A 16,082-nucleotide genomic window follows, 5' to 3' on the forward strand; every position below is an offset into this window, starting at 1 on the left:
GGACAGACTATGGGCGCTGGTGCGCACGAGTCGCGTGTCACACGTGCGTCTGTGGCGTGATTCCATGCGTATTGACGGTCCGTTCGCAAGATTCTTGCGCTCGTCCGGGCGGTACTGCGACGACGTGCTGACGCCGGTGGGTGAACACCGCGGCGCGCTGCACCCCGAACGAGAGCAGCCATAGTCCAAGATCCGTGGTGACCTTCGCCGCCAGGAGGGGCACGCCGAGCGTGGTGAGCAGCAGCAGCGACAGATAGCTGGCGGCCAGCAGCGCGGAGGCGAGGGCGAGGTATCTCACCGCCTGCGGCGCCGCCGGACCGCCCGCGCGGAACACGACGCGGCGGTTGAGCGCGAAGTTCACGCCTGCGCTGAGCACGCGCGCGCCCACGACCGCAGCCGCGAGCGAACCGGTCCACCGGTCGAGCGCCATCAGGGCGGCGGCGTCGATCCCGAAGCACAGCAGCGAGGACGCCGCGAAGAGTCCGAGCGGCGCGAGCACGCGCGCCGAGTCGATCACGGGACGGAAGTGGGACGACGCGTTGTGGTCGAGGTAGACGGTGCCGACGCGGACCTCGACCATCGGGATGTGGCGGCGGGACGCGTCGAGCAGCAGCGAGAGCTCGTACGCGAAACGCTCGCCCGAGACGGACATCGCCCACGGCAGCAGTCCCGCGGGGTAGCCGCGCAACCCGGTCTGGGTGTCGGAGATCCGCCTGCCGGTCACCGCCGCCAGCATCGCGGTGGTCGCCCTGTTCCCCAGGCGCGACCGGAACGGCACCTCGCCGGTGAACGCCCGGACGCCCAGCACCACGGCATCGTCCAAGCCCCCGTCCGCGCGGCGGGCAAGCGCGTCGGCCACGAGTGCGATGTCGGTCGCGGTGTGCTGGCCGTCGCTGTCGGCGCACACCACCGGCTCGCCAGGCGCGTGCCGGAGCAGCCACGCGAAGCCCGTGCGCAAGGCCGCCGCCTTCCCGTGGTTGGCGCCGTGGCGGAGCACGACCGCGCCGCGCGAGGCCACCTGGTCGAACGGCCGCGCGAAGCGGGGCCCCGAGCCGTCGTCGACCACGAGCACCCGCCACCCGCCGCGCGACAGGTCCTCGACCAGCGCGACCATCCGCGCGTCGGGCTCGTATGCGGGGATCAGGATCCACATGTCAGCCGACCCAGAGGATGTCCGACGTGCCTCGCTCCTGGCCCGATCCGCCGGGCACGTTGATCACGCTGCCGTCGCTCACCATCGTGGAGGAGCCGCCGCCATCGAGGTTGTACGCCTCGGTCGCGCCCAGGTCGATCATGATCTGCGCGAGCTCGTCGAGGGTGACTCCCGCGCTCTCGCTCGACCGCCCGTCCACCACGACGAACACGTAGTGGTTCGCGTCGATCATCCCGATCGCGGTGCGCGGCTGGTCGCCCTGGATGGAGTGGTTGCCGACGTTGGTGTCGACCTCGACCTGGTCGATGCCCTCGACCACCGCGCCGTCGTCGACCAGCGCGGGCCCGAAGGACAGCGTCTGCCAGGCGCCGTCGTCGAGGAGCTCCTGGGCGCTGGTGGTCGTCTCGTCGTAGACGTCCATGGTGCCGTCCGCATAGATGACCGCGCCGGTCCGGGCGGGCTCGTCGCGGTAGATCACGCCGTTGCGGATCTCGATGCCCGTGGTCCGGAAGCCGTAGTAGTCGCCGTTGATCGCGAGTGCCGCACCCACCTGCGCGGCGATGTCCGACGGATCCGCGGTGATGTTCTCGCCGAACGCGTCGTCCGCGAAGGCCGAGCGCAACTGCGTGATGTCGCTCAGCACCACGTCGGCGACGTAGTAGGTCGCCTGGCCGTCGCCCGAGCCGTACGTCTCCTGGGTCAGCGTGATCTGCGGGGCGTCGGCGTCGTCCGCGTCGTCAGCCTGGGTGGCCGCGGCGACCTGCGCCTCGTACGCGGACGCGTGCGCGACCTCGACGTGGTCGATGACGTAGCGGTTGAGCGCCCATGCGGTGATGGCCGACAGGGCGAGCAGCACGGCGGCGGTGGCGGCGACGATGCGCCGACGGAGGCGGCGGGGACGGGTGGGGGCGTCGGTGGTCATGCGGTGAAACTACGGACGTCGCCTGGCCGATTCCCCGCGAGCGGGCTGGGGATTCGCTCGGAGGCGTCACCCGGTGGCGCGGGCGAGGCGCGCGAGCCGGCGGGTCGCCTCGTCGTTCGCTCGCGCGATCCTGGAGCGGGCATCGTCCAGCATGGGCGAGGAGTAGCCGCGGGGGACCCGCGCCGGGTTGAGCGCCACGTCCCGCGACCATGAGCGGATGTCCTCCGCCGCCATGAAGGCCGCGGTCGACTCGGCACCCCGCAGCGTCATCTCCGCCCACTGGGCGCGGCTGTTGCCGTACTGCGTCGGACGGCACAGCGCATTCTTGGCGTCGTCGTCGCCGCGCGTCGCCTCGACGTACCCGATGAGCGCCGCCCCGAAGCACGGGAAACCCGCCCGGATGGGCTGCAAGGTGATCGCGTCGGGCGTCCACACCGGCACGGCGGGCGGATGCGGCAGCCCGTCCGCCGCACAGTGCACCGTCACGGTGCCCGGGGGCAGCGTCACCTCGCCCTCGTCGAGCACCAGGCGACGCTGCTCCGCCGCGCGGACGTGGCCCATGCGGACCACCTGCTCGACGGTACGCAGCAGCGCGAGCTCCCACGTCGCGAGCGTCGGGCACTTCGCCATGGTCGGGGTGACGGCCGGATCGATGCGCAGCATCACGCCGGATTCCTCGAGCCGTGCGAACAGACCGGTGAGCGAGTCCGCGCCGGCGGCGGCCTCCCACACGTCCGCCGCCATCGACTGGAACCGTGCGGGCTCGGGCTGGACCCGGGCCCGGTCGAACATCCACGGGTCCCGCGGACGGACCCAGGCGAGGCGGTCGGGCGCGATGCCCGCGGTGAGAGCGTGGACGATCCCGTCCGTCGCCGTCTTGCCCGAGCCGACGATCACGATGCGCGGGGCGTCGAGGTGGGCGTCGAGGTCGCCGACGGGCACCACCGTGGCGCCGGGCTCCACCCGGAAGGGCGGCGGCGTGAGCGCGGGGATGGTCGGGGCGAGGTACCGGGCGTCGACGATGCGCGTGTCGGGACGCGCGCGGGCGACAGGCTCGCCGTCGGCGCCGACGATCGCGCCTCCGCCCGCATGGCGCGCGCCGCTCCGGAACGCGACGCGGCCCGTCGCGGTCAATCTCTCGAGGGCCGCCTCGAAGTAGGCGCGCACCTCGCCGCCGGTGGCGCGCTCGTGCAGGCCGCGCTCGGGGCCGGCGGTCTGCAGCGCACCCCCGAACGGCGTGGACGCGACGCCGTAGAACTGCGACGCCTGGTGGAGGCGCACGAAGGGATACGCGTCCCGCCAGTGGCCGCCTGGACCGTCGCGCTCGTCCACGAGGCCGACGGTCGCGTCGGAGTGGTCGACCAGCGCGTCGACGAACGCGAGGCCCGTGGCGCCCGCGCCCACCACCAGGTAGTCGACGTCCCACACGTCCGTCATCCCCTCAGCGAATCACGTCGGGGCCGTCGCGTCGCGGCGGCGACCGAGGTCCCGACCCTGCGCGGGCGGACGGGGCTAGCCTCGGGAGCACGATGACCTGGTTCTACGATCCCCGCCGCACCTACGAGGACAACTACGCCCACGGCCCGTTCGGGGCGTTCGCCGCCGCCCCGGTGGACGCGCCGCCGCGGCCGGCTCGCGCATCGTTCCTCGGACACCCGGTGGTGAGCCCCTTCGGGATCCCCGCGGGTCCGCTCGTGAACGCCGCGTTCTGCGAGGCGGCGTTCCGGAACGGCTTCGACGTCAACGTCTACAAGACCGTGCGCACCAGCGCACATCCCTCGCACGCCTACCCGAACGTGCTGGCGGTGCACGTGGAGGGGCGGCTCGCGCCGGGCCGTGCGGCACCGGTGCTCGCGGACGGCGCGCTCGATGACGCGACCAGCATCTCGAACTCGTTCGGGGTGCCGTCGCGCGACCCCGACGCGTGGCAGCCGGACATGGCGGCCGCGGTCGCCGCGGCGGGCGACGGACAGCTCCTGGTCGGCTCGTTCCAGGGCACGCATCCCGCGCCCGGCGCTCCGGACCGCGAGTCCGCGTACATCGCGGATCACGTCGCGGCGGCCGCGCTCGTCGTGGAGACGGGGGTGCCCGTGCTCGAGATGAACCTCAGCTGCCCGAACGAGGGGACCGGCGCGCTGCTGTGCTTCGACGGGCCCTTGGTGGCGCGGATCTCCGCCGCGGTGAAGGAGCGGGTCGGCGACGTGCCGCTCGTGCTCAAGCTCGCGTACTTCGGGGACGATGCGGCGCTCGCCGGCCTCGTGGACGCGACGGCGGGCATCGTGGACGGCTACGCGGCGGTCAACACCCTGCCGGCCCGCCTCGTCGACGCCGCGGGCCGCCCCGCGTTGCCCGGCGCGGGCCGGGACGTCGCCGGCGTCTGCGGCGACGGGATCCGCTGGGCGGGGCTCGACATGGTCGGGCGCCTCGCGCGCCTGCGCGAGACGGCGGCGCGGGACTTCGCGATCGTCGGTGTCGGCGGGGTGCTGACGTCGGCGCATGCGGCCGCATACCGGGCGGCGGGGGCCGACGCGGTGATGAGCGCCACCGGCGCGATGATCGACCCCGGACTCGGCGCCGCGGTCCGCGGCTAGCTAGCCCTTGAGGGTGTTCCGGACCATCGAGTAGAGCTTCGGCTCGCTGGGGAGGTTCGCCGTGATGCCGGGGGCCACGAACTCCATGTGCCAGGACTCGGGCTTGGAGCCGCCCACGCGCGCCCACAGCGGGTGCACCCAGCCGTAGCGGTCGCCGTTCGCGGCGATCCATGCGGCGGAGGCCGGGTCGAAGTCCGCGGCCATGCCCCACCCATGGTTCGAGGTGCCCGGGGTCGCGGCGAGGTAGCCCTTGGACGCCTTCGTCGCGACCTGCGCGCCGTACGAGCGGTAGGACGAGCTGAGCGACAGGTGGCGTCCCGTCTGGGCGTAGTAGTCGTCGTCGGCGCGCTCGAGGGCCTCGGCCGCGTCGCACTGGAGCTGGTTGCCGGGGGAGAAGGACAGCGAGCACAGCTGCGAGCTCGGCACCATGCCGTTGCTGTACGAGATGCCCGTGGGCGTGCCCTCCCAGCCGGCCTGACGGGCGGCGGCCGCCGCGGCGTACTGGCCCCACGCGCTCGCGGTGGCCTGGTCGACCTGGCGCTCGTAGGCGGCCATGCGCTTCTCGTTGACCGCCTTGCGCCGCGTGTTCTCCGTCCTGACCCACCGCGCGTGCGAGTCGTAGACCGCCTGCTCGGCCTCCTCGAGGCCCGCCGTGGCGGCCTCGACGTCCGCGAGCACCGCGTCGACCGCGTCGGCGTCCTCGCGGTCGACCTCGACGTCGCGCAGCGCCAGCAGATCCTCGCGGGCGGCGCGGAGGTCCGCGAGCGTGGACTTCTTCTCGACCTTGCCGTCGACGGCGTGAACCATGCCCTTGGCGGAGTCGGCGAGGCCCTTGATCGCGTCGATCTTGTTCTCGAGCGAGACGTTGGAGCGTTCGAGCGCCGCCTCGGCGGTCGCGGCCTCGAGCACGGCGGTGGTGCCCTCGATGCGTCGCGTCGCGGCGTCGAGCTGCGCTGCGGCCTTCTCGAGCTGCGCGGTCGCGGCGGTGACCGCGTCAAGGTCGTCGACCTCGCCGCGCAGCACCTTCGCGACCTCGGTGTCCGCGACGATCTCCGCGAGCGCGGCGGCCTCCTCGTCGGCGGTCGGCTCCGCGGCGGGCGTCGCCTCGGTCGCCTCGGGGGTGGCGGACGGGGAGGCGGTCGGCTCGGCGGAGGCGGTGGGCTCGCTGGACGGGGTGACGCTCGGAGACGGGCTCTCCGACTCGCCGGCTCGCGGATCCGTGAATGCCGACGCCTTGGGCTCCGCCGAGACGATCGCGCCGGCGTCGAGGGTGTCGTCGGCCTCCTGCTCCTGCGCCGCCAGCTGCTGCTCGACCTGCCCGAGCACGGCGGACGGGTCGATCTCGAGCGACGGCGTCGATGCGAACGGACCGCGCGCGGTCTCGACGCCCAGCGGTGCGCTCGCCCACGCGGGCGGGACCACGGCCGTCGCGGTGACGGTCACGTGGTGGTGCTCCGCGGCGTAGGCCGCCGACGTGGCGGCCTGCGTGAGCTCCGCCGCCGCGGAGGCGACCGCGTCCTCGTCGGAGACCGACTCCGACACCTCGGAGACCGCGCGGGCCTTCGCGAGGGTCTCCTCGAGCTGTGTGCGCTCCTCATCCAGCAGGCGTGCCTGCGCACGAGCCTCCTCGACCGCGCTGCCCACGCGCTGCTCGTGGAGGCCGAGCGAGACGGCGATGCCGCCCAGGAAGCAAGAAACGGCGAACACGGTCGCCGTCTGCCATCGGAAGGGGAGGTGAAGCTTGCGCACAGGTCTCCAGGGTGGGGTACAAGGACTGCCCTCTCGCCGTGCTGCCGCGGCTCGGCCTGCGGCGCGATCTGGTGAGAGGGCTCGAAAGACCATAACCGCGCTATGGCGCAAGATTCGTGCGCCGGCCGCGCGGCCCTGCGACGCGTTCACATGGCCGCGTCGGGTCGCCGTCCCGGAACGGCGACGTATGCAGGCACGACATCCTCCTGGGGGCATGCGCGTGGACGACGGTGTGATCTGCGTCTCACCGGGCCGCGAATGACCCGAGCGCGCGGCCGCAGGCACTAAGGTGCTCGCCCGCGCCGCGGCGGCTCGGCGTGGCGGACGCGACACGCCGAGAGCGTGCCGACCCCTACCGCGGCCATCGCCGCGCGCGCCCGCACGGCCCGCCGCGGCATCGGCCCGCGCGAGCGCCCGCCAGGGACCAAGGGCCCATGCGCCTGCGATCGCAAGATCTAGTGTTCCGGTGACGGCAATGGCACCAGATCTTGTGTTTCGGGGTGCCGAATCGAGGCGAGGGGGACCAGCGATGAGCATCACCGAGATCGACCGCGACGACGTGGAGCGGGCCGGGACGCGGCCCACCCTCCGGGTGGTCAAGCGCGACGGCCGCACCCTGCTGTTCGACGACCGGCGGATCGCGACGGCTCTCGCGAAGGCGTTCACCGCGGTGCATGGCGCGCTGACCCCCGGTCAGGAGGCGTCGCTCGACGGCCTCGTGGCCCGCATCGACGGCGAGCTGGCCGCGCGGTTCCGTGACACCGTGAAGATCTACGAGATCCAGAGCGTGGTCGAGCACGAGCTCCTGGAGGCGGGGGAGTACGACGTCGCCCGGGCGTACATCGACTACCGCGTCGAGCGCGACATCGCGCGCACCAAGGCGATGGACCTCAACCACTCGATCACGCGGCTCATCAGCAAGGACTCGGCCGTGGTCCACGAGAACGCGAACAAGGACGCCGAGGTCTACAACACGCAACGCGACCTCACCGCGGGGATGGTGGGCAAGGCGATCGGACTGCGGATGCTGCCGGCGCACGTCGCGAACGCCCACCAGAAGGGCGACCTCCACTACCACGACCTCGATTACCACCCCTATGCGCCGATGACGAACTGCTGCCTCATCGACTTCAGGACCATGCTGTCGGCGGGCTTCCGCATCGGCAACGCGCAGGTCGAGCCGCCGCGGTCCATCCAGACCGCGACGGCGCAGATCTCGCAGATCATCGCGAACGTGTCCTCGAGCCAGTACGGGGGCTGCACGGTCAACCGCATCGACGAGCTGCTGGCGCCGTACGCCGCGCTCAACCGCGCGAAGCACGAGGCGGACGCCGCGCAGTGGATCGACGACCCGGCGCGCCGCGAGGCGTACGTCCAGGACAAGACGCGCAAGGACATCTACGACGCGATGCAGTCGCTCGAGTACGAGATCAACACGCTGTTCACGTCCAACGGCCAGACGCCTTTCACGTCGATCGGCTTCGGGCTGGGCACCGGCTGGTACGAGCGAGAGATCCAGAAGGCGATCCTGCAGATCCGCATCCGAGGCCTCGGGCGCGAGGGACGGACCGCGATCTTCCCCAAGCTGCTGTTCACGGTGAAGCGCGGGCTCAACCTCTCCGAGGGCGAGCCCAACTACGACATCAAGCAGCTCGCCGTGGAGTGTGCGACGAAGCGCATGTATCCCGACGTCCTCAGCTACGACAAGATCGTCGAGATCACCGGGTCGTTCAAGGCGCCCATGGGGTGCCGTTCGTTCCTGCAGGGCTGGGAGGACGAGCACGGCGAGGACTCCGTCGAGGGGCGCATGAACCTGGGCGTCGTGACGCTCAACCTGCCGCGCATCGCGCTCGAGGCGGACGGGGACCAGGCGACGTTCTGGCGGATCCTCGACGAGCGGCTCGAGACCATGCACGACGCGCTGAGCTACCGGATCGAGCGGTGCAAGGAGGCCGTGCCCGGCAACGCGCCGATCCTCTATGTGCACGGCGCGTTCGGGAGGCGGCTCGGCCCCGCCGAGGAGGTCGACACCCTGTTCCGCGACGGCCGCGCCACCGTGTCGCTCGGCTACATCGGGCTCTACGAGGTCGCGACCGCGTTCTACGGGGGCGCGTGGGAGTCGAATCCGGAGGCCAAGGCGATGACCGTGCGGGTCCTCCGCACGCTCCGGGACCGTGCGGCCGCATGGAAGGCGGCGTCCGGCTATCACTTCAGCGTCTATTCGACGCCCTCGGAGAGCCTCACGGACCGGTTCTGCCGGCTCGACAAGGAACGCTTCGGGTCCGTGCCCGACATCACGGACAAGGACTACTACACGAACTCGTTCCACTACGACGTCCGCAAGAACCCGACGCCGTTCGACAAGCTCGACTTCGAGGCCGAGTACGCGCCCCTCACGTCGGGCGGGTTCATCCACTACTGCGAGTACCCGGTGCTGCGACAGAACCCGAAGGCGCTCGAGGCCGTGTGGGACTACGCCTACGACCGCGTGGGCTACCTGGGCACCAACACGCCGATCGACCGCTGCTACGCGTGCGGCTTCGAGGGAGACTTCACGCCCACGGCGCGAGGGTTCGCGTGCCCGGCGTGCGGCAACGACGACCCGCGCTCGTGCGACGTGGTCAAGCGCACCTGCGGCTACCTGGGCAACCCGCAGCAGCGGCCCATGGTGCACGGACGCCACCAGGAGATCGCGTCGCGCGTCAAGCACCTGTCGGATGACGTGCGGGTGCCGCTCTCGGCCCGCACCCCCGAGGGGTGACGATGCATCGGTCGCCCGTGCGCGACGCGTGGCTGTCCACTCGGGTGAGTCAGGGCTACGTCGCGGACTACAAGCCGTTCGTCTTCGTGGACGGCGAGGGCGTGCGGTGCTCGCTGTACGTGGCCGGCTGCCTGTTCGCGTGCGAGGGCTGCTTCAACGAGGATGCATGGAGCTTCCGGTGCGGCGAGCCGTACACGCTGGAGCTGGAGTCGAGGATCCTCGAGGACCTCGCTCACCCCGCGGTCCAGGGGCTGTCGCTGCTGGGTGGCGAGCCGTTCCTCAACACGGGGACGTGCCTGTCGCTGGTGCGCCGGATGCCTGCGGAGCTGCCCGGGAAGGACGTGTGGTGCTGGTCCGGCTACACCTTCGAGGAGCTGCTGGGGGAGTCACCCGACAAGCGGGAGCTCCTGTCCCTGGTCGACGTCCTGGTCGACGGCCCGTTCGACCTCGCGGAACGCGACCTCACCGTGCCGTTCCGGGGCAGCCGCAACCAGCGCGTCCTGGACGTGCCCGCGTCGCTCGCGGCCGGTCGCGCGGTCGCTCGGGCGTAGGCGCCTGCGGATCCATCGCGACGCCGCGCGCCGGACGTCCGGCGCAGAGCGTCGGGGGCCGTGTCGCCCCGCTCGCCGTTTTCATGCACTCTCGCGGGCTGGGGCGTGCCGCGCGCGCCGCTTTCGGGCGTCCGGCGGCCATCCTGGGGCCTACCAGCCCGTTGTCACTGCTCTCCCACGGCTCCGCGCGCCGTGAAAGTGCATGAAAACGGCGAGGATGGTGCGCGCAGCCGCCGGGGGCCGTGCCGGGGGACCGGTGCCCGCGCCGTCTCCCGGGTCCGCTGCCGGGCGGGTGCTACAGCGCCGGCTGCTGCTGCGTGATGCAGTGGATGCCGCCGCCGCGGTCGAAGAGCGGGCGGGCATCGACGCGCACGATCTCGCGCCCCGGGTACGCCGCCGCGAGCACCTCGATCGCCTCGTCGTCGTGCGGATCGTCGAACGCGCACGCGATGACCGCGCCGTTGAGGACGTAGTGGTTGACGTAGGACCAGTCGACCCAGCCCTCCGAGTCGCGCAGCGTGGCCGGCGCGGGCAGCGGCACCACCGACAGCGGCCGCCCGTCGGCGTCGACGGACGCGGACAGCACGTCCCTCAGCTCGGCGGAGACCTCGTGGTCCGGGTGGGCCGGGTCGCGCTGGTCGTGCACCAGCACCTCGCCGCCCGGCGTGAAGCACGCCACGATGTCCACATGCCCGCGCGTGCCGTAGCGCTCGGAGTCGCGCGTGAGCCCGCGCGGCAGCCAGATGACCATTCGGGCGCCCACCGTGCGTGCGAGCTCGTCCTCGACCCGGGCGCGCGACCAGCCCGGGTTGCGGCCCGGGTCCCGCTGCACCGTCTCCGTCACGAGGAACGTGCCGCGGCCGTCGGTGTGGATGCCGCCGCCCTCGTTCACCATCGGCGACCCGATCCGCGGCACGTCGGCGTGGGCGAGCGCGGTGGTCGCGGCGAGCGCGTCGTGGTCCCAACGCGCCCAGTCCTGCGCGCCCCACCCGTTGAACACCCAGTCGATCCCGGCGAGCGTGCCGCCGTCGTCCACGAACGTGGGGCCGATGTCGCGGAACCAGGCGTCGTCCAGCGGCGCCTCGAGCAGGACGATGCGCGGGTCCAGCCACGCGCGCGCCGCGGGCACCGCGTCCGGGGCGACGAGCATGGTCAGCGGCTCACGCGCGACGATCGCGTTGGCGACCGCGGCCCACGTGCGGCGCGCCTCGTCGGCCTCGGCCTCGGTGTCGCCCAGCGTGTATCCGGTGCTCGGCCACGCCATCCAGGACGCGGTGTGATGCTCCCACTCGGCAGGCATGCGGCGCGTCATCGGGTCTCCTCGGGGGTCGGGGTGAGTGCGGGGGTGCGCGCGGGCGGGACGCGCCGGGGTGCGACGGACTCGTACGCGGCCCCCAGCGTGAGCAGGCGGTCGTCGTCGTAGGCGCGCCCCGCGAAGGTGAGCCCGACCGGCATGCCGGACGAGCGCATCGTCCCCATCGGGACCGTCACCGTCGGCACCCCCAGATGGCGGATCGCGAGGTTGCCGTTGGCGATCCAGACGCCATTGCGCCAACCGGCGTCGGCCGAGGCGGGGTTCACGTCCATGTCAGCGTGCGCCACGTCGGCGACGGCAGGGAAGACCACGGCGTCGAGGCCGAGGCCTTCCATCCAGTCCTCGAGGTCCGTGCGGCGGATCGACTCGAGGCCGGCGAGGCCAGCGGCGACAGTGGGGATGTCCTCGAGGCGGGTGCCGGGATGGGCGCGGACCCAGGCGGGGTAGTCGGCGATGTCGTCCTCGAAACCGTCGTACCGGTCCGGCAGGGCGCCGGGAGGTGCGGGGAAGATCGTGGCGCCGTCGATACCGGCCAGCGTGTCGAGCGCGGGGTCGCCGTTGGCGGCCAGGAAGTCCTCCCATGCCCAGGCGGACAGGTCGAGGATCTCGCGAGCAAGATACCCGTCGGGAAGCTCGGTGCGGTCCTTGATCGTGGGCGAGCCGGGGCGGTCGCCCTCGTAGCGGCTCACCATCGGCAGGTCGACCTCGACGACGGTGGCGCCGGCGGCCTCGAGGTCGGCACGCGCGCGCTCCCAGAGGTCGATGACGTCGGGGTGCGTCTCGATCCGGGTGCCGGTCGGGCCGCCGATGCCGGGGGAGGGCGCGGTGCCCGCCTCGGGGTCGGCGTTGAGGTACATGCGCGGGACGCCGAGCACCGCCCCGGCGAGGCCGGCGTCGGAGGCGAGGGCCGGGTAGCTCGCGGGCCTCACGTCCGACGCGCGCGGGAGGCGGACCCACGGCTGCGCGCGCCACAGGTCGCCGCGCGACTCGGGGTCGTCCGCGACGATCACGTCGAGGATCTCGAGCAGGTCCGCCATGGTGCGCGTGTGGGGGACCACCACATCCATGGTGGGGACGAGCGGCCAGTTGCCGCGCACCGAGATCACCCCACGCGAGGGCGTGTATGCGCACAACGCGTTGTGGGACGCGGGCCCGCGGCCGCTCGACCACGTCTCCTCGCCGAGCCCGAACGCGCACAGGCTCGCCGCCGTGGCCGCGCCCGAGCCGTTCGAGGAGCCGGAGGCGAACGGCGCGGCCAGGTACGCAGAGTTGTAGGGGCTCTCCGCGCGTCCGTAGAGACCCCGCTGCATCCCGCCGTTCGCCATGGGAGGCATGTTGGTGAGGCCGAGGCAGATCGCGCCGGCCGCGCGTAGCCGCTCGATGGTGAAGGCGTCGCGCTGAGCGACCAGGTCCGCGAATGCGGGGCTGCCCGCGGCGGCGGTGAGCCCGCGTACCAGGTAGGAGTCCTTGGCCGTGTAGGGGATGCCGTCGAGAGGGCCGCGGCTGGTGCCGGCCGCCCGGCGGGCGTCGGATGCGGCGGCCTCCGCGAGCGCGTCCGGGTTGGTCACCACGATGGCGTTGAGGGCCGTGGCGGTGTCCGGCGCGTCGTAGGCCGCCGCACGCTCGCGGTAGGCGCGCACCAGCGCGACCGCGGTGGTGGTGCCGGCCTCGAGCGCGGCGCGCAGGTCGGCGATGGTGGCCTCGACGACGTCGTGCACACGGGCTCCCGGGGTGATGCGGCCAAGTTGATCGGTTGATCAATTCGGCTCGACGCTACAGAATCATGCACATGCCGTCAACGACCACGCCCGCATCGCGCCGGCTCACCGGGACCGCGCGCAGGGCGGCGATCCTCGAGCACGCGACCGCGCTCGCCCTCTCCGACGGGCTCGCGGCGCTCACGCTGCGTGCGGTGGGGCAGCGGGCGGGCGTCGCCTCGGGGCTGGTCGCGCACTACGTCGACGGCATGGACGCCCTGGTGGCGGAGGTGTTCTCCGGCATCTCCGCGGGCGAGCGTGCGGAGGTCGCGGGCGTCGGCGGCATCGCGCCGCTGGTCCGCACGCTCACGGATGGGACGCGCGAGGCGGTGACGCTCGTGTGGGTGCAGGCGTGGGCGGCGGCGCCGGGGAACCCCGTGCTCGCGGCCGCGGTCCGGGCGGAGATGGACGCGTGGCAGACGATGCTCGAGGCGCGCCTGCGTGAGGCCGGCGCCTCGGATCCGGCGCCCGTCGCACGCGCCCTGCTCGGGATGATCGATGGCGTGAACGCGCACTCTCTCGCGGGATGGCAGGACCGCGCCGACCACGCGGCGCTGCTGCTGCGCGCGCTCGAGGCGATGCTCGGGTGGGCGCCGGGCACGCTGACGTGAGCGTCCGTCAGCGCGCGAGGCGGGGTGCCATGGTCCGTGCCACGGCCTGTGCGCGCACCGGGTTGCCGGCGCCGTCGAGGCCGGGGGAGTAGGCGGCGAGCGCGCCGGACCCGGGTGCGACCATGACGAGCCCGCCCGCGATCCCGCTCTTCGCGGGCACGCCCACCGCGGCCATCCACGTGTGGCTCGCCTCGTAGAGCCCCGCAAGCGCCATCGCACGCAGCGCCACGTCCGCCGCCTCGGCGGTCACCACGCGCGCACCGGTGTCCGGATCGACGCCCTCGCCGGCGAGCACCGCGCCCATGCGTGCGAGGTCCCCGACGGTCACCCCGACGCAGGACTGGAAGGTGTAGAGGTGGAGGGCGTCCTCGACCGCGGCGCCCAGGAGCCCCCGCTCCTCGAGCAGCCCCGCGAGGAGGCGGTTGCGCTGGTTCGACGCGTGGATCGCGTCGACCATGGCCCGGTCAGCGTCGAGGGGGCGGCCCGCGAACGCGGAGAGCCCGTCACGGATGGCGGCCTCGTCCGGAAGCAGGCTCGCCGCGGTGATCGCCCCCGGGTTCACCATGGGGTTGGTGCGGCCGTCGGGGCTCGCCCTGATGGCCTCCGGATCGTTGAACGGCAGGCCCGTGGCGGACATCCCCGTCCTGCCGAGCACGGCCTCCGCGCCCTCCGCGTCCACCGCGAGCGCGAGCACGAAAGGCTTCGCGACGGACATGAGGATGAACGGGGACGGGTGGTCGCCCGCAAGCGCGGAGTCGCCGTGCACGCCCCGGACGGCCGCCGCGAGCAGCCCGGGATCGACCGTCGCCAGCGCGGGGTAGACGTCGGTGACGCGGCCGGCGGGCTCGGCCCGTGCATCGTCCACCGCGGCGCCCAGCGCGGAGGCGAGTGCGGACGTCACGCCGACGATGCTCCCATACCGGCCTGGTTCAGGAGGCGGGCTGGTCCGCCTGCCGGGACGCCTCGAGATCGCGCAGCTCACGCCGCAGCACCTTGCCCACGTTGTTCTTGGGCAGGGCGTCGATGAACTCGATCTCGCGCGGGCGCTTGTAGCCGGTGAGCCGCTCCTTGAGGAACACCCGGAGGTCGTGCTCGCTGAGCGTCTCGTCGCGGCGCACCACGAACAGCTTGGGCACCTCGCCCGAATGCTCGTTGGGGATCGGGATGGCGCCGGCCTCGACCACCTTCGGGTGGAGCATGGCGGCGTCCTCGATCTCGCCCGGGTAGACGTTGAAGCCTCCGCAGACGATGATCTCCTTCTTGCGGTCGACGATGGTGAAGAAGCCGTCCTCGGACTCGATCGCGATGTCGCCGGTGAGCAGCCAGCCGTCCGCCGTGATGACGCGCGCGCTCTCCTCCGGCTGGTTCCAGTAGCCCTGCATCACCTGCGGGCCGCGGACGGCAAGCTCGCCGCGCTCGCCCAGGGGCAGCGGGTTCGCCTCGTCGTCGACGATGCGCACGTCGGTCGACGGGAGCGGCACGCCGATGGTGCCGATGCGCGGGGCCATGTGGGTGGGGTTGACGCTGACCACGGGCGACGCCTCGGTGAGGCCGTACCCCTCGGTGATGTCGTGCCCGGTGACCGCCTTCCAGCGGTCCGAGACCGCCGAGCGCACGGCCATGCCGCCGCCGACGGTGAGGCGCAGGCGCGTGAAGTCGATGTCCTTGAAGCCGTCCGCGTCGAGCAGGGCGCCGGCCAGCGTGCTCACCAGGATGAGGCCGTCGGGCTTGGACGCGCCGAGGGTCTTGATGAAGCCGGGCAGGTCGCGCGGGTTGGTGATGAGCACGTTGTGCGCGCCGAACCGGAAGAAGCCGATGCAGTTCACCGTGAGGGAGAACACGTGGTAGAGCGGTAGCGCGGCGATGATGACCGACTGGCGCTCCTCGCCCAACGTGTTGCGGATCTGCGCCATGAACTGGTCCTGGTTGGCCAGCAGGTTGCCGTGCGTGAGCACCGCAGCCTTCGCGCCGCCGGTGGTGCCGCCCGTGTACTGGAGGAACGCGACGTCGTCGTGGGTCAGGCCCGGGTCCGCGAGGCGGGCCGGGTCGCCCGCGCCCATCGCCTTGGTGAACGGGATCGCGTGGGGCAGGGAGTACGCGGGCACCATCTTCTTCACCTTCGCGGCGACGAAGTTGACGATCGCGCGCTTGGGCTGGGGCAGCATGTCCGCCACCTGGGTGACGATCACGTGCTCGATCGTGGTCTCAGGCAGCACCTCCGCGACCTTGTCGGCGAAGTTCGCGAGCACCACGATCGCCTTGGGCTCGGCATCGCGGAACACGCCCTCCATCTCGCGCACGGTGTAGAGCGGATTCGCGTTCACCACGGTGAGGCCGGCACGCAGGGCGCCGTAGAGCGCGACCGGGTACTGCAGCAGGTTGGGCATCTGCAGCACGATCCGGTCGCCCTTGACCAGGCCGAGCTCGTGCTGGAGGAAGGCGGCGAATCGGCTCGCCGCGGCATCGACCTCGCGGAACGTGAGCGTGCCGCCGAGGTTCGAGAACGCGACCTTGTCACCGTGGTTGCGCGCCGCCTCGGCGACCATCTCGCCCAGCGAGGACTCGTGCGCCGGCTCGATCGCGTGCGGCACGCCCGGCCCGTAGTAGCGGTACCAGGGACGCTCGTCGCCGTTGACGGGGTCGTATGCCGGGGGCAGGTCAGATGGCATGGG

General features: G+C 72.5%; 12 protein-coding genes. 4 read left to right on the forward strand and 8 right to left on the reverse strand.

Annotated elements, in window-relative coordinates; translation table 11 throughout:
* Nucleotides 1–37 precede the first annotated feature (37 nt).
* From AOM01_RS09545 to AOM01_RS14730, 3 genes are all read right to left on the reverse strand, one after another.
* Complete coding sequence (locus AOM01_RS09545) at nt 38–1,153, reverse strand: glycosyltransferase (protein ID WP_062292445.1); 1,116 nt, start codon at nt 1,151–1,153, stop codon at nt 38–40.
* Between the two features lies 1 nt (nt 1,154).
* On the reverse strand, nt 1,155–2,075 hold the full coding sequence (locus tag AOM01_RS14725) for a phosphodiester glycosidase family protein (protein WP_062292448.1): 921 nt from the start codon (nt 2,073–2,075) through the stop codon (nt 1,155–1,157).
* 66 nt (nt 2,076–2,141) lie between these two features.
* On the reverse strand, nt 2,142–3,512 hold the full coding sequence (locus AOM01_RS14730) for an NAD(P)-binding protein (RefSeq protein WP_062292451.1): 1,371 nt from the start codon (nt 3,510–3,512) through the stop codon (nt 2,142–2,144).
* Between the two features lie 92 nt (nt 3,513–3,604).
* Between AOM01_RS14730 and AOM01_RS09560 the strand changes: the two genes are divergently transcribed.
* Nucleotides 3,605–4,666, forward strand: a complete 1,062-nt coding sequence (locus tag AOM01_RS09560; protein ID WP_062292454.1) for a beta/alpha barrel domain-containing protein — start codon at nt 3,605–3,607, stop codon at nt 4,664–4,666.
* Here the strand turns inward: AOM01_RS09560 and AOM01_RS09565 are convergent, their stop codons facing one another.
* Entirely contained in the window at nt 4,667–6,415 is a 1,749-nt protein-coding gene (locus AOM01_RS09565; RefSeq protein ID WP_062292457.1) for a M15 family metallopeptidase, read from the reverse strand.
* Between the two features lie 529 nt (nt 6,416–6,944).
* On the opposite strand from AOM01_RS09565, the gene nrdD reads away from it, so the two are divergent.
* The gene (gene nrdD / locus AOM01_RS09570; protein ID WP_062292461.1) at nt 6,945–9,176 is read left to right on the forward strand and encodes an anaerobic ribonucleoside-triphosphate reductase; all 2,232 of its coding nucleotides are present in this window, start codon (nt 6,945–6,947) and stop codon (nt 9,174–9,176) included.
* 2 nt (nt 9,177–9,178) lie between these two features.
* Nucleotides 9,179–9,727 (forward strand): anaerobic ribonucleoside-triphosphate reductase activating protein, encoded by a 549-nt coding sequence (gene nrdG, locus AOM01_RS09575; protein WP_062292462.1) that lies wholly within the window; start codon nt 9,179–9,181, stop codon nt 9,725–9,727.
* A gap of 295 nt (nt 9,728–10,022) precedes the next feature.
* Here nrdG and AOM01_RS09580 read toward each other — a convergent pair whose 3' ends face one another.
* Together AOM01_RS09580 and AOM01_RS09585 are read right to left on the reverse strand one after the other, a co-directional pair.
* Nucleotides 10,023–11,039, reverse strand: coding sequence for an agmatine deiminase family protein (locus AOM01_RS09580; protein WP_062292465.1), 1,017 nt, complete (start codon nt 11,037–11,039; stop codon nt 10,023–10,025).
* Nucleotides 11,036–12,760, reverse strand: coding sequence for an amidase (locus tag AOM01_RS09585; protein ID WP_062292467.1), 1,725 nt, complete (start codon nt 12,758–12,760; stop codon nt 11,036–11,038). Before AOM01_RS09585 ends, AOM01_RS09580 begins: the two co-directional genes overlap by 4 nt.
* A 71-nt stretch (nt 12,761–12,831) precedes the next feature.
* On the opposite strand from AOM01_RS09585, the gene AOM01_RS09590 reads away from it, so the two are divergent.
* Nucleotides 12,832–13,410: a TetR/AcrR family transcriptional regulator gene (locus AOM01_RS09590; RefSeq protein WP_062292580.1), complete on the forward strand. Its 579-nt coding sequence runs from the start codon at nt 12,832–12,834 to the stop codon at nt 13,408–13,410.
* Between the two features lie 7 nt (nt 13,411–13,417).
* Here AOM01_RS09590 and AOM01_RS09595 read toward each other — a convergent pair whose 3' ends face one another.
* On the reverse strand, nt 13,418–14,311 hold the full coding sequence (locus AOM01_RS09595; RefSeq protein WP_169746543.1) for a glutaminase: 894 nt from the start codon (nt 14,309–14,311) through the stop codon (nt 13,418–13,420).
* A 28-nt stretch (nt 14,312–14,339) separates the two neighbouring features.
* Complete coding sequence (locus AOM01_RS09600) at nt 14,340–16,079, reverse strand: AMP-binding protein (RefSeq protein ID WP_062292582.1); 1,740 nt, start codon at nt 16,077–16,079, stop codon at nt 14,340–14,342.
* Nucleotides 16,080–16,082: the final 3 nt, after the last annotated feature.

This window comes from Demequina phytophila (assembly GCF_000971135.1).
In the GTDB taxonomy this organism is placed as follows: domain Bacteria; phylum Actinomycetota; class Actinomycetes; order Actinomycetales; family Demequinaceae; genus Demequina; species Demequina phytophila.

Bases quoted from the DNA above. Each gene is read 5' to 3' on its own strand.
- nrdG (WP_062292462.1), top strand. From the start codon at position 9,179: ATGCATCGGTCGCCCGTGCGCGACGCGTGGCTGTCCACTCGGGTGAGT.
- nrdD (WP_062292461.1), top strand. From the start codon at position 6,945: ATGAGCATCACCGAGATCGACCGCGACGACGTGGAGCGGGCCGGGACG.
- AOM01_RS09580 (WP_062292465.1), bottom strand. From the start codon at position 11,039: ATGACGCGCCGCATGCCTGCCGAGTGGGAGCATCACACCGCGTCCTGG.
- AOM01_RS09600 (WP_062292582.1), bottom strand. From the start codon at position 16,079: ATGCCATCTGACCTGCCCCCGGCATACGACCCCGTCAACGGCGACGAG.
- AOM01_RS14730 (WP_062292451.1), bottom strand. From the start codon at position 3,512: ATGACGGACGTGTGGGACGTCGACTACCTGGTGGTGGGCGCGGGCGCC.
- AOM01_RS09560 (WP_062292454.1), top strand. From the start codon at position 3,605: ATGACCTGGTTCTACGATCCCCGCCGCACCTACGAGGACAACTACGCC.
- AOM01_RS09545 (WP_062292445.1), bottom strand. From the start codon at position 1,153: ATGTGGATCCTGATCCCCGCATACGAGCCCGACGCGCGGATGGTCGCG.
- AOM01_RS09590 (WP_062292580.1), top strand. From the start codon at position 12,832: ATGCCGTCAACGACCACGCCCGCATCGCGCCGGCTCACCGGGACCGCG.
- AOM01_RS14725 (WP_062292448.1), bottom strand. From the start codon at position 2,075: ATGACCACCGACGCCCCCACCCGTCCCCGCCGCCTCCGTCGGCGCATC.